This is a genomic window from Corynebacterium sp. c3Ub_189, assembly GCF_039907195.1.
GTDB lineage: Bacteria > Actinomycetota > Actinomycetes > Mycobacteriales > Mycobacteriaceae > Corynebacterium.
In genome coordinates, this window is the sequence record NZ_JASBOF010000015.1 from 25,082 (window position 1) to 38,486 (window position 13,405).

11 protein-coding genes are annotated in these 13,405 nt (G+C 60.1%); 4 read left to right on the forward strand and 7 right to left on the reverse strand.

Annotated features, from left to right (window positions below; all coding sequences use genetic code 11):
* Positions 1–6: 6 nt before the first annotated feature.
* Positions 7–2,580 (reverse strand): hypothetical protein, encoded by a 2,574-nt coding sequence (locus QKD99_RS08380; protein WP_225746244.1) that lies wholly within the window; start codon positions 2,578–2,580, stop codon positions 7–9.
* Between the two features lie 173 nt (positions 2,581–2,753).
* Here QKD99_RS08380 and leuS point away from each other — a divergent pair, with 173 nt between their 5' ends.
* Positions 2,754–5,600, forward strand: coding sequence for a leucine--tRNA ligase (gene leuS, locus QKD99_RS08385; protein WP_347951205.1), 2,847 nt, complete (start codon positions 2,754–2,756; stop codon positions 5,598–5,600).
* Here leuS and QKD99_RS08390 read toward each other — a convergent pair whose 3' ends face one another.
* Positions 5,601–6,242 (reverse strand): hypothetical protein, encoded by a 642-nt coding sequence (locus QKD99_RS08390; RefSeq protein WP_337887670.1) that lies wholly within the window; start codon positions 6,240–6,242, stop codon positions 5,601–5,603. It abuts the gene before it with no gap.
* 333 nt (positions 6,243–6,575) lie between these two features.
* On the opposite strand from QKD99_RS08390, the gene QKD99_RS08395 reads away from it, so the two are divergent.
* A complete protein-coding gene (locus QKD99_RS08395; protein ID WP_284787958.1) occupies positions 6,576–7,034 on the forward strand; it encodes a MarR family winged helix-turn-helix transcriptional regulator in 459 nt (152 codons plus the stop codon).
* 77 nt (positions 7,035–7,111) lie between these two features.
* On the opposite strand, the gene QKD99_RS08400 is transcribed toward QKD99_RS08395, so the two are convergent.
* A complete protein-coding gene (locus QKD99_RS08400; protein WP_269953962.1) occupies positions 7,112–8,086 on the reverse strand; it encodes an MDR family oxidoreductase in 975 nt (324 codons plus the stop codon).
* A 78-nt stretch (positions 8,087–8,164) separates the two neighbouring features.
* Here QKD99_RS08400 and QKD99_RS08405 point away from each other — a divergent pair, with 78 nt between their 5' ends.
* Positions 8,165–8,755: a VanZ family protein gene (locus QKD99_RS08405; RefSeq protein ID WP_284787962.1), complete on the forward strand. Its 591-nt coding sequence runs from the start codon at positions 8,165–8,167 to the stop codon at positions 8,753–8,755.
* Here the strand turns inward: QKD99_RS08405 and QKD99_RS08410 are convergent.
* The 4 genes from QKD99_RS08410 to QKD99_RS08425 all read right to left on the reverse strand — a co-directional run bounded on the left by QKD99_RS08410 (position 8,752) and on the right by QKD99_RS08425 (position 12,316).
* Complete coding sequence (locus tag QKD99_RS08410) at positions 8,752–9,501, reverse strand: DUF364 domain-containing protein (RefSeq protein ID WP_049377038.1); 750 nt, start codon at positions 9,499–9,501, stop codon at positions 8,752–8,754. The genes QKD99_RS08405 and QKD99_RS08410 overlap by 4 nt on opposite strands.
* An 82-nt stretch (positions 9,502–9,583) precedes the next feature.
* Positions 9,584–10,558, reverse strand: a complete 975-nt coding sequence (locus QKD99_RS08415) for an NAD(P)-binding domain-containing protein (RefSeq protein WP_284787968.1) — start codon at positions 10,556–10,558, stop codon at positions 9,584–9,586.
* On the reverse strand, positions 10,558–11,175 hold the full coding sequence (locus QKD99_RS08420; protein ID WP_049377040.1) for a response regulator transcription factor: 618 nt from the start codon (positions 11,173–11,175) through the stop codon (positions 10,558–10,560). Before QKD99_RS08420 ends, QKD99_RS08415 begins: the two co-directional genes overlap by 1 nt.
* On the reverse strand, positions 11,168–12,316 hold the full coding sequence (locus QKD99_RS08425; RefSeq protein ID WP_347951214.1) for a sensor histidine kinase: 1,149 nt from the start codon (positions 12,314–12,316) through the stop codon (positions 11,168–11,170). Before QKD99_RS08425 ends, QKD99_RS08420 begins: the two co-directional genes overlap by 8 nt.
* A 105-nt stretch (positions 12,317–12,421) precedes the next feature.
* On the opposite strand from QKD99_RS08425, the gene QKD99_RS08430 reads away from it, so the two are divergent.
* A complete protein-coding gene (locus tag QKD99_RS08430) occupies positions 12,422–13,405 on the forward strand; it encodes an ABC transporter permease (RefSeq protein ID WP_049377042.1) in 984 nt (327 codons plus the stop codon).

Here is a 13,405-nt window from a genome sequence, read left to right on the forward strand (position 1 = left end):
GTCACCCTAGCTGAGTGTGAGCGCCTCCGCGGTGAGAATATCGCGGTAGAAAAGCTGCGGGGCGAGGGAGACGGCCTCGGCGAGCTGCGGGAGGGCGTCGTCAAGCGTGGCGGCGAAAGCAGGGTCCGCCAGCTTGCCATTGGCCACGCCGCGCGCCGTGATGGCAAAGACGTAGGAAATAAACGGCATCCAGGCGGAATCGCCGAGCTCCGAATTGCCATCGCCAAAGGCGTCCAGCGCGAGCAGGGTATGCAGCACGGACTTATCGACGCCCAGCTGTTGCAGCGTCACCCGCAGCTGCATTGCGGTGCTACGCAGCTTGGAAATGGTGCCGAGGCGGGTGAGCGCAAGGTCATTGGCAAAGCACTCGCGCAGTGCGGCGATGCGGTGGGCATCATCGCAGAGCTGGTCGCTGTCCGTTGCTGGTGTAGGTGCCTCGCCTGTTGCGCTCATCAGCAGCATGGGGCGGGTGACATCGTCGATGCCGGTGGACGGCACGCGTGCGAGGGAGGCGGAGCCGTGGGCTTCGACGTAGTCATAGGCGGCGTCGGCAAGCGCGGCCAAGAGCGAGGAAGGCTCGCCGGCCGGCTCCTCGCGGCGGAAGGTGCGGGAGACCAAGCCGGTGCGGACAAAGGCGCGCATGCGCTGCCCCGGCTCAAATTCCGCGGCCATAAGTGCATCCATGCTGGCGCGCGGATCGGCCTCAATCTCCTTGATGATTCCCTCGAAGGTTTCCTTGGCCTTGGGTGCGAGGCGGCGCATGGCCGCGTAGGCAGGCCACATACCCTCGGTGTTTTCGGTTTCACCGTCGTGGAAGATGATAAGAGCGCTAGCCGGCGGGTACTGCGGCGCGGCCAAGTCGCTGGCCGGCTCATCCTCGCGGAAGTCCACGATGAGGTGGCCGGCGTCCAGCAGCTCCTCGGGCAGCTCAAAGCCTTCCTCAGTGGGCTCCAGTGGTAGCGGCTCGCCCGCGGGATTGCCCAGCGGCCACGCCCAAGCCAATAGCTCTACCTCCTCCTCGTGCGCCTGCTCGGGGACGAGGATGCCGTCCTCAATGGTTGCGCGGGCGACCAACGGTGCCTTGCGCACGGTGGCGATGGCGGCATAAATGAGGTCGCTGGCCGCGGTGGCCTCATATTCCATGACGCGACGCTCAAAGCTGCGCTTTTGGTGCGCTGCGCGCTCCTTTTCCGGCAGGCCTTCGAGGTATTCCTCATAGGACAACGTGGACCACAGGAGGTAAAGCTCCAGCGAGGTCTTCTTCGTCAGTGCCGACTTCAGCGCGCGGTTGGGTACGGATAGGCTGGTGGCCGCTTCCGTTGAGCCATTGGCGGTGACCAGGTCCCTAATCTTCTGGTTCTTATCAATAACCACGAACTTTGCCAGCGGCAGTGGCTCCGGAGAATGAATGGTAAAAAGTGCATCCGCATCGAGCTGGTCCGCCAGGATGACCTGCTTATCCAGGTAATCCACGGGCTCGGCCGCGGTGCGTTTGACTCGAGTACGAATCGTCGCCGGCTCCACCTGGAAGGTCAGCTCATAGCCGGCCTCACTGCCGACGGTCTCCTCGCGCACGCTTTCGTCCTCGCCAAAGACGCGCTGGCCCTTTTCCATTTGGATAGCCTTGCCCGGCGCAGAAGCCAAGGCATAGCTAAACGGCGAAAGGTTGCCCAGGGCATCGATAAAGCGAAAGTTGGTGCCGCGCGGGCCCTCGTTCTTGGCACGCATGTGCAGCGACTCCGCAAAATTGAGGTACTGGATATCCACCAGTTCCTCGTCCTTGTACAGGGTGAAGCGGTAGCGGCCCACCCAGGGATCCTCGAAGGCGTCTGCGGGAAGTACCTCGTGAATGCCCTCCGGTAGTTCATCCTCCAGCACGGCCTCCTCTTCCCCACCAATGGGGACATAGGCCAGCTCCATGCTGAGTTCCGTATTGGCGATGACCCGCGGGGACTGGGTATAGACCAGTTCACCATCTAGGCCATGGGCATTAGGTAGCGTCTTCACGGCCATGTCCCAGGCAAAATCAGGGCTGCCGGACACCTTGATGGTCGCGGATTCTTGGCGCGGAACCTCCACGGTGAAAGACTGGCTGACCTCGACCGGGGCGATGGTCCAGCCCTCCCATGCACCGTGGGGACGGGCCTCGCCGACCTTGGCCTTAGCAAGCTCCGTGCCGGTGGGGGCGATGAAGGTATAAGAACCCTTGGCTACCGCTGTGGTGGTATCGATTGGGCGATGGGTGGAATCGAGCAGCAATCCGCCATTGGCCACGCCGGCAAACTCCAAGGTGTGCTCCTCAAAGGAAACGCTGAGGTGGCTAAAGGCACGCGGCATGCTGATCCACAAGCCGGGCTCCTCGCCCTCCACGTAGTAGAACTTGCGGGTGTCCTCGCTGCCGTCGAGCAGCTGTGCGGTCACGGTCCACTGGGGATCTTCTGGCTCATAACCTGCGGTTACGGCCGGTAGGTACAGCTCCAATGTGTTGGTAGCTGGGGAGAGGCGCAGGTGCGGGATCCCCTGAAATACCGCTGCGTCTGCAAAAGATGATAGCTGGCTGCGAAACTTCTCCTGGCTCATTTACCCCAGCCTAGATCATTTTCATGCAGATCTGCATTTTGGCTGCGAGCGGCGGAAATGGCGCGAAAACCGGGGGCGATTACGGCGGGGATTTTGGATGTGCGTGCCAAGCAGAACGCGGAAAGCATAGCGAACTACCCCGCGCCGGGATGCGGCTATTACACTGTGTGATTATGACTACCCAGAGCGATTCCACTTCGTACCGCTATACCCCGGAGCTGGCGAACCAGATAGAGAAGACCTGGCAGCAGTACTGGAAAGACAATGGCACCTTTAATGCCCCGAACCCGGTGGGCGAGCTCGCCACCGATGCGGGCGAGTTGCCTAAGGAAAAGCTCAATGTGCAGGATATGTTCCCCTACCCTTCCGGTGCGGGCCTGCACGTGGGACACCCACTGGGATATATTGCCACCGATACTTACGCCCGCTATAACCGCATGCTGGGCAAGAACGTGTTGCACACCTTGGGCTACGATGCCTTCGGCCTGCCGGCCGAGCAGTACGCCATCCAGACCGGTACCCACCCGCGCACCACCACCGAGGCGAATATTGACAACATGCGCCGCCAGCTGGGCATGTTGGGCTTGGGCCACGATCCGCGCCGCTCTGTGGAATCAACCGATCCGGAGTTCTTCAAGTGGACGCAGTGGATCTTCCTGCAGATTTATAACTCTTGGTTCGATGAGGAGCAGCAGAAGGCGCGCCCCATTGCGGAGCTCATCAAGGAACTAGAGGCCAATAAGCGCACCACTAAGGACGGCCGCTACTACGAGGACCTCACCGAAGAGGAAAAGGCCGCGGCCATTGATGAATTCCGTTTGGTCTACCTGTCTAATTCCACGGTGAACTGGTGCCCGGGCCTGGGTACCGTGCTGGCAAACGAGGAGGTCACCGCTGAGGGCAAGTCCGAGCGCGGCAATTTCCCGGTCTTCCGCAAGAACCTTTCGCAGTGGATGATGCGCATTACCGCCTACTCCGATCGCTTGCTGGATGATCTGGAGCTATTGGATTGGCCGGACAAGGTCAAGTCCATGCAACGCAATTGGATCGGTCGTTCCCGCGGCGCAGAGGTCTCCTTCCCTGCCGAGGGCTACGAGATCGAGGTCTTTACCACCCGCCCGGATACCCTCTTCGGTGCCGAGTACGTGGTGCTGGCCCCAGAGCACGAGCTTGTCGACGCCCTCCTCTCCCCCATCCCTTATGACGATGACGTGGATGAGCGTTGGACCTATGGCCACGATGATCCGAAGGAGGCCGTGGAGTCCTACCGCACCGATATTGCCGCCAAGTCCGACCTGGAGCGCCAGGAGAACAAGGAAAAGACCGGCGTCTTCCTGGGTACTTATGCCACCAACCCGGTTTCTGGCAAGAAGGTCCCGATCTTCATCGCGGACTATGTCCTGACCGGCTACGGCACCGGCGCCATCATGGCAGTTCCGGCGCACGACACCCGTGACTACGAGTTTGCCCAGGCCTTCGGCCTACCTATTACGGAGGTTGTCTCTGGCGGAAACGTGGAGGAAGAAGCCTGGACCGAGGACGGCGCGCTGGTTAATTCCTCCAACGACAAAGGCCTGGATCTTAACGGCCTGAATAAGGCCGAGGCCATTGCCGCGGCCATTGAATGGCTGGAAAAGGACGGCTCTGGCCGCGAAAAGGTGCAGTACAAGCTGCGCGATTGGCTCTTCGCCCGCCAGCGTTACTGGGGCGAGCCCTTCCCCATCGTCTACGACAAGGACGGCTTTGCCCACGCCCTGCCGGAATCCATGCTGCCGGTAGAGCTACCAGAGGTGGAAGACTATAAGCCAGTTTCCTTTGATCCCGAGGACAAGGATTCCGAGCCACAACCACCGCTGGCAAAGGTGCGCGATTGGGTCGAGGTAGAGCTGGATCTGGGCGACGGTCCACAGACCTATTTCCGCGATACCAATGTTATGCCGCAGTGGGCGGGTTCTTCTTGGTACCAGCTGCGCTATATCGATCCCCGCAATGATGAGGCATTCTGCGATATCGAGAACGAGCGCTACTGGACTGGCCCGCGTCCGGATCAGCATGGCCCGCAGGACCCGGGCGGCGTGGACCTCTATGTCGGCGGCGTCGAGCACGCTGTGCTGCACCTGCTTTACTCCCGTTTCTGGCATAAGGTGCTCTTTGACCTGGGCTTTGTTAGCTCCCAAGAGCCTTACCGCCGCCTGTACAACCAGGGCTATATCCAGGCCTATGCCTACACGGATTCCCGCGGCGTGTACGTTCCAGCCGCTGAAGTAGAGGAAAAGGACGGCAAATTCTACTACAACGGCGAAGAGGTCAATCAGGAGTACGGCAAGATGGGCAAGTCCCTCAAGAATGCCGTGGCTCCGGACGATATTTGCCGCGACTTCGGTGCCGATACCCTGCGCGTTTACGAGATGTCCATGGGTCCTCTGGATACGTCTCGCCCGTGGGCTACCAAGGACGTCGTAGGCTCCCAACGCTTCCTGCAGCGCCTGTGGCGCCTAGCCGTCAACGAGGACACCGGCGAGCTGGCCACTACCGACGCCGCCTTGAGCGAGGATGACCTCAAGCAGCTCCACCGCACCATCGCAGGCGTGCGCGATGATTACGAGAACCTGCGGCTCAATACCGTGGTGGCTAAGCTCATCGAGTACGTCAACTACCTGACCAAGACCTACCGCACCGAGGCCCCGCGCGCCGCCGTGGAGCCGATCGCACAGTTGGTCTCCCCCATTGCCCCGCATATCGCGGAGGAACTGTGGCAGCGCTTCGGCCATGACGAGACCATCACCTATCAGCCCTTCCCCACTTATGAGGAAAAGTACCTGGTAGACGATGAAATCGAGGTGCCAGTTCAGATCAATGGCAAGGTCAAGGCCCGGATCAACGTGGCCGCTGATGCGGACCAGGACGCGGTCTTTGACGTTGCCCTCGCTGACGCGAAGATTGCCGAGCTGACCAACGGTAAGAACGTAGTCAAGAAGATCTACGTCCCTGGCCGGATGGTCAACCTCGTGGTCAAGTAGTTACTCGTCCCAAAATTCCGTGGCGCACAGCGCAATGCCGTGCGCCCGGATCCCCTGGCCGACCTCCAGCTTCTCGTTCACGATGAGGGGGAGACCGTCGAGGTCGCATACCCAAAACTCCCCCATGCCCAGCTCATTGCTGTGCTTGGCGACGCCTCCGATAGTCCCCGCTACCTCTACCTGCGGGTTAAGCATGCTGGGCTTGAAGTTCCGGTAGAAGCGCTCGGTAGCGGGCGAAGTCAACGAAAACTCTTCCGGCTCCCCTACCTGGTAATTCAAAGCCACAACCGCCGGCCGCACCTGTCCTTGGAGCTTTTCTCCTCCGACTGGATTGCCTGCCGGCAGGGCGAAGGGCGCATCCGCCAGCGCCGCGAACTGTAGATCACCAGTTTCCACAATGCCGATATAGGGCGTTGCGCGATATATGGTGCCCGGTGCCTCTTCCCCGCCCCGGTAGGAAGGAACTGCGGCCCACTCCCCTTCGTACTCCATACCTGTAACCGCCATGCCAGATGGGTCGGCGTGGAATAACACTCGATCAAATCCGGGCGCCTCCCACATGTCGTGGTCGTTAGGTAGCTCCGCAATGAGTTCTTCCATATCCGCGAAGTCGAAACCGCACGTGCTAAATAGCTTATCCATGCTTGCCATTCTAAACGCTGTGGTCTTCTCTGCCGGAGCGGTCATTGCTTTCGCACTCGCATCTTTGCCGCGAGTATTTACTTCACTATTTAAATTTTAAGGCAAGAACATATCTTCTCAAACAATGGTGCGTTTCAGCGAATAGGTATTCAAAAGGAACATTAAAGTGATCTTGGTAGCAAAGGTATGGGTTTGTGCAATTGTGGTTCTCGTAGACCCACAGCTCTGTGCAGTAGTGGGAGTTGGTGTATCAACTCTTGGTAAGCCAATGAGTTGCTAGATCAACTCTGCAGTATAGACTGTTGATAGAAGGAGAACCAAAGGAGGAATGCGATGCGCGTGGAGCAGAGTGCGGCGTGGGGTGACTTTGTTGCCATGCAAGAAGCGCTCCACGCACGTCTTTCTGGGGAGCTGCAGAGTGGCTCTAGATTGAGCGAGGCAGATTATGCGGTGTTGGCCGTGCTGAATCGTCGGCGCCAGATTTCTACACGCCCGCATGAATTGGCGGGGGAGCTTCGGTGGGAGAAGTCGCGGTTGCATCGGCAGTTAGTGCGCATGGAGTCCCGAAAATTGGTTTCCAGGCGCGAGGCGCCGGAGTTAGGAACCCGTGCAGTTGAAGTCACTGTGACGGAAAGGGGAAGTGCCGCTTTCAACACAGCGATCGTGCGACATACTGCCACAGTCGAAGAGATCGTGGTGGGCACCCTTAGTGACGAAGACCTACAAACCTTGGGCAGGATTTCCCGCACGTTGCTACGCGCGGTAGTTAAAGAGGGGACGTCGGAAAGCTAGCTGTCCGCGCCGGCCGGTGGATGTAAAAAGGCACCCGCTATAACGGCGGGCGCCTTAGAAGATTGGCTAGGCGGGACCTAGGAAATCTTAAGAACGGTGCGTCCGTGGTGGGTGCCCTCGAGGAGGGACTTGGATTCCTTGACAACGTCCGACAACGGAATCGTATTGGTCAGGGACTCAAGGATGGACCGGTCCAGCTTGCGTGCGAGGAGCTGCCAAGCGTTCTGGCGGTAGTGCAGCGGGGCGTCGACAGAGTTAACGCCGGCGAGGTGCACATTGCGCAGAATGAAAGGCAAGACGGTGGTGGGCAGGTCCGGGCCGGCGGCCATACCGGTGGAGGCGACGGTGCCGCCCCACACAGTGCGGGACAATACATTAGCCAAGACGTGGGAGCCGGAGGTATCAACCGCACCGGCATACGTTGCCTTCTGCAAGGGTTTTCCGGCCTCAGTAAATTCGGCGCGGTCCACAATGGTGTGGGCGCCTAGCTCGTGGAGGTACTGGGAGTAGTCATCCGGGCGGCCGGTCATCGCGTGAACCTCGTAGCCAGCATTGGAGAGGAGGTTCACAGCGATGGAGCCTACGCCACCGGTGGCGCCGGTGACCAAAACTGGACCATCGGGTAGCCCGCGCAGAGAGTTAACGCATAGGGCAGCAGTGTAACCTGCGGTTCCTACGGCGGCCGCCTGTTCTGCGGTGAAGTCCGCGGGCAGCGCGACGGTTGCCTGGGAATTCACGCGCTGCTTCGGGGTGTAGCCACCGTGGCGGAACTCGCCTAGGCCATCACCGAAGGAAGCTACCAGGGTGCCAACCGGAAGGCGTTCCACGTTGGACTCGGCAACGGTGCCGACCACGTCGATGCCCGGAACCAGCGGGCTGGTGCGCATGACACCACGATCGCCGGCAATTGCCATGGCGTCTTTGTAGTTCAGCGAAGAATAAGACACATCGACGGTAAGGTCGCCCTCGCCGAGGAACTCTCCCTCTTCAAAGGAGGTCGTGACGGATTTATCATCGTTGCGAGTAACTAGTAGAGTGCTCATGCTCACCATCGTACGTTAAATGTGATGCAGCGATTTAACAGCGAATCTCACGGAGATTTTTCAGGCTCGCTTGTTAACTTGAACAACATGACGATGACCACGATGCCCACCCGCACCTCGCGTCAGATTGGTGCGCGTGGAATGCCTGCTAAGCGCACGCTGTGGCGCAGTGCAGCCGTAGCCTGCGTGGTTGTCATGGTGGCTATCGCAGTAGCTACGGTGGGCAAACCCTTTATAGATATTCCCGGTGTGGTTGATGCGTCTGCGCACGCACGCCGCAGCCTCGATCTGCAAATGTTCAACGGCTTTAATAACCCTCATCCGTGGTGGGGTCCGTGGACCAATACCTTTGGCAATATAGCGCTGTTTATGCCGCTCGGTGCGTGCTTGGTAGTAATGGGGCACAATTCGCGGCGCATCCGCTTTGGCCGCGGTGGAACCATCCTTCTGGCAATGGCGCTCAGCCTAGGTATCGAAATTACCCAATACGTATTCTCGCTGGGATTTAGCGACGTAGACGACTTGGTCTTCAATACCCTCGGCGCATCCTTGGGTGCGTTCCTGGTAAGCCGCAGCAGTTTTAAGGTACAGCTGCGAGCTGTGCGCTTCATCGGCTGGACTGCGGCGGCGGGCCTGGGTGCTCTCGCTGCCGTAATCTTGGCCGGCGTGATTGTTTAGCGCCCTAGGGTGACTCGGTGTCCGAAGTTGAACATATCGAGGGAATCACCCTTCTCTAGGCCCTCAAACATCCCCGCGGGGTTGGACGGAACCATGCCGGTGACTTGCGATACGCCGTAGTGTTCAAGCAGTACAGGGGCTAGGGGAGTTGATGGGCCTAGGACGACATTGAAGGACTCGCGGGAGAGCTCGAGCAGGCGGGGAGCGGTTTTATTGACAAAGGCAGAGCCGGTAATAAAGACATAATCGCACTCGGGCAGGATGTATTCGGCGGCGGAATCGGGGTAGTCGCCCTCATTGAGCGAGCGCTCCAACATATAAAAATCCGCAGCCTGGTTGAGTGTCTTGGGTGCAAAAGGGAAGTGGCCAATGACCGCGACCTTCTTCCCCGCGACGGCGTTGCGGAAGGGATCAAAGAAGTGGGGCCAGGGGGAGTCGGCAAGCGTAAAACCATGCTCATCGGCTACAGAAGGCGTGGCGTAGTAGGAATTTAGCGCGGCCATGCCGAAGGAAGCCTCCGAAAAATTCCAGCTCTTGGCCAGCTGGGCGATGGCGCGAAGAGGAACCCCAGAGTACTCGGCGCGCATCTGGGCCGGGCGAGAGGTGGCAGACATGGTCATGGCCATGCCGCAGCTAGGACTTTCGGTGTATACCCGGGTCCACCGCGGGCCTTGGGCGGCGCGGGAGACCACTATGTCACGGGGAATGGCATCGATGAGGTCATCGTAGAGATCCCAGGCAGACATGCATAAACCAGCTTTCCCAAATTGTGCCGCACTCTTTGTGTGAAGGCAGTGTAGTCGAATTAGTTGGGACAAACCTATAGCTTTAGTCACATATATTCGCTACATCGTGCGCGGTCTGCTTGGCAAAGGGGCTTACCCCGGTAATAGTTGCGGAACCGGGTCCGGTCCACGTGCCGTAACCCACGAGGAAGAGGCCATCGACGGTGGGGGAGGTGCCATCAAGAAGCCCGCGGATGGGCCGGAGGGCAGGCCGGAAACCGGTGCACCAGATGAGGTGGTCTGCGGTGACTTCAGCAAGCGAAGAAAACATAGGGGTGGCCTGCAAGAGTCCGGAATCCCGTGCGCGTAGAACCGGCGGAACCATCACAATATCGCCCAGGTTGGAATCCGCGCCGGGGTCTGGTTCGCCGCGGAGCATGGCGTTGAGGCGGGCGCGATTGCGCTGAAAGAGCACTCGGCCGTCAACGTCGTCGGGCATCCACCGCGGGGAGTTGCGGGTATACCAGGTGGTTTCCACACCGGAGAGTAGGAGCTCGGCTGCGATTTGGGCACCGGAATTGGCCGCGCCGACGACCGCCACGGTAGATCCGGCGAAGTCCGCGGGGCCTGGATAGAAGGCGGAATGCCATTGCCTCCCGTCAAAAGTACCGGGGTAGTAGGGGATAAAGGGAGCGGACCACGTGCCCGTGGCCGCCACGACCGTGCGTGCTGTCAGATGCTCTTCGCCGGCGAAGACGTGGAAGCACGCGCCGTCATGGGTTACCTCATCCACTGTGACCGGCCGACGAATGGGCAGTTCATAGCGCTTCTCATAACGCGCAAAGTAATCAATAACGTGGCTAGCTGGCGGAAAGCCTTCATAGTGGGGCATGGGCCATCCCGGCAGGTTGGAGGAGGCAGAATTGCTAAAGAGCGTGAGCGAGGGCCAGGTATGGCGCCAGGCCGCGCCGGGCCCGGGCTCAGCGTCTAGAATGACAAAATCCAGGCCCTTTTTGCGCAGATAGTAGCCCACCGCAAGACCCGCCTGGCCGGCACCAATGACTATGCAGTCCAGCATCAGATGAGCTTCCTCTCCCGCGCCACGGTCACCGCGGCGGTGCGAGTTTCCACACCCAATTTCTGAAAGATATGGATGAGGTGGGTTTTGACCGTGGCCTCAGAGATAAAGAGTTGCTTGGCCAGCTCCTTATTGGAGGAACCGGTAGACAACGCCCGGAGGATTTCTAGCTCGCGGGCGGACAGCGATTCGTGCGGCCGGCCCACGCGCTGGGCTAGGAGGTCTACTACCTCCGGTGCCAAGGTGCGGCGGTGCGCGGCGGTATTGAGCACGGCCTCGTGCAGCGCCTGCTCGGGGGAATCTTTAAGCAGATAGCCCATCGCGCCGGCCTCTACGGCGGCAAGGATATCGGCCTGCGTGTCATAGGTGGTGAGGATGAGTACCGGTGGGCCGCCGGCCTCCACTACCCGCTTGGTGGCCGCGATGCCATCCATGCCAGGCATCTGGATATCGCAGACCACGGCGTCTACCTGTGGGGCGTCGTCAGTAAAGAGCTTATCCACATCCGCGCCGGTAGAGCCTTCCATGACAACCTCGACATCGGAGAAGGTATTGAGGATGGCACGCAGGCCGGCGCGGACCACGGGGTGATCATCAATCAGCATGACATTAACCATTGCTTTTCTCCTTCAGCGGGATACGGACGGCCAGGGCGGTACCTTCGCCGGATTCCAGGTTCATGGTGCCGCCCACAGCTTCCACGCGGCCGCGGATGCCGCTGAGCCCAAAACCATGGTCCCTGCCGCTGGGGCGAGGGGAGGCGGATAGTCCGCATCCATTATCAACGACGTCCAAGGTCACCGCATCCTCAAAGAGACCGAGCGTGACCACGGCGCGCGAGGCGTGGGCATGTTTGATGACGTTATTGAGCCCTTCCTGCGCAGCACGTATGATGACCTCTTTGATGCGTCCGGGCACCTTGCCACTTCCAGATACCACCAGCTCAAAGGCGGTCTCTTCCCCCAAGGCTTTCACGCGGCTGCGCATCTGGGACAGCAGGGAACTAAGTTGGGTTTCCAGTCGCTCATCCGGGCCGGCTAGTTCGCGGACAAAGCGGCGGGCCTCAGCCAGGTTTTCGCTCGCGACGTCTTCAATAACCGCCAGTTGCTCCTCTTTGGTCGCTGGATCGTCGGTACCGCGGGCCGCGCGGGAGAGCAACAAGATGGAGCTGAGGCCTTGCGCGACGGTGTCATGGATCTCGCGAGAGAGGCGCTCACGCTCCTCTAGCCGGCCGGCTTGGTGCTCGCTGGCGGCCAGTTCGGCTTGGGTTTCGCGCAGCTGCTTGGCTATGTCCCTGTGGTGCGCCGCCTCTGCCTGCAGACGCCGCTGGATGAAAAAGACCGTGGCTGCAAAGGCTGTACCGATAAGTGGTCCCACGGCCGCAGCGATGGACCAGCCCTCGGGGTGCAGCCAGGCGGGAATAAAGGCGGCCGCTGCCCACAGCGCGGCGATGGAGACTAACCCAGGCACGGTGGGCAGGGCACGCAGAAAGACAAAAATGAGCGGGAATTCCAGCCACATGAAATCCTGCGCATGGACCATCAGGCCTAGCCACAGCAGGCATAGCCCACTCAGCCATAACCATGTGGGCAGCCAACGCTGTGCGGCATAGACCACGGCGAGGGTGATGGCTAAGGCGATCACCCGGGCGTCGAGCCGGTCATCCACATAGGCGCGCGCCACGCCGAAGACCAGCAGAAACGCGAACATGGCGTGCAGGCCATAGACCCATAATTTTTGTCCTTTAAACACAACCACCCAGGATATCCGCGTACGGGTGGACCGTGAATCAACCACTTGGTTGACTCGAGGTTCAGCGAGCTGGCCGATTACTTCTGACCTGCATAAAGCGAATATAGAACTATGTTCCTAGCAATCAGAGAAATCACCACAGCGCGCGGCCGTTTCGCGCTCATCGGCGGCACGGTTGCGCTCATTACCCTTCTGCTCGTGATGCTCTCCGGCCTCACGGAGGGCCTGTCCAAGCAAAATACTTCCGCGTTGGAGTCCCTGGAAAAGGAATACCCATATATCTCCTTCTCCACCGAGGAACCCTCCTTTAGTGAATCCGAGATGCACGCCGGCGATATCGCCAGCGACGGCATTCCGCTCGGCGTAGCGCAGACCAAGCTGGAGGGGCACGGCGGCGTTGCCGTCCTCAGCCTGCCGGCCGGCACCCAGGTTCCGGGTACCGATAAGACCATCCCGGAGCAGGGCGTGCTCTTGCCAGAGTCCATCGACGCGACCGATACCGTCACCCTAGGTAGCGCCGATTTTTCGGTGGAGGACACCATCCCAGAGACGATGTATGCACATTCCGAGGTGGTATGGGCATCTACCGAAACCTGGCAGCGCATCAGCCACGCTCCGCAGGGCGTGATTGGTACGGCAGCGCTATATAAACAAGAGGTTCCTGGCTCCGTGAAGGTGTCCAAGTCTTTTTCCGGCTTGGCGGCCTATCAGTCTGAGCGCGGCTCGCTGCTAACCATGCAGGGTTTCCTGTACGGAATCTCCGCGCTGGTCACCGTCGCTTTCCTGACCGTATGGACCATCCAGCGCACCCGTGACCTGTCCATCTTGCGCGCGCTCGGCGCTACCGTGCGTTACCTCTTGCGCGATGCCCTGGCACAAGCCGCCATCATCTTGGCCGCCGGCACTATTGCGGGCGCCGTCGTTGGTTGGGTGCTCGGCGCGCTTGCTTCCGGCACCGTGCCCTTTGATGTTTCCCTGCGCACCATCGCCGTTCCCGCGGTTGGCATCTGGGCTCTCGGCATGGCCGGTGCCCTTATTGCTACCCGCCGCGTAGCTAAAGCCAACCCACTCGATGCCCTTGGAGGAAATGCTTAA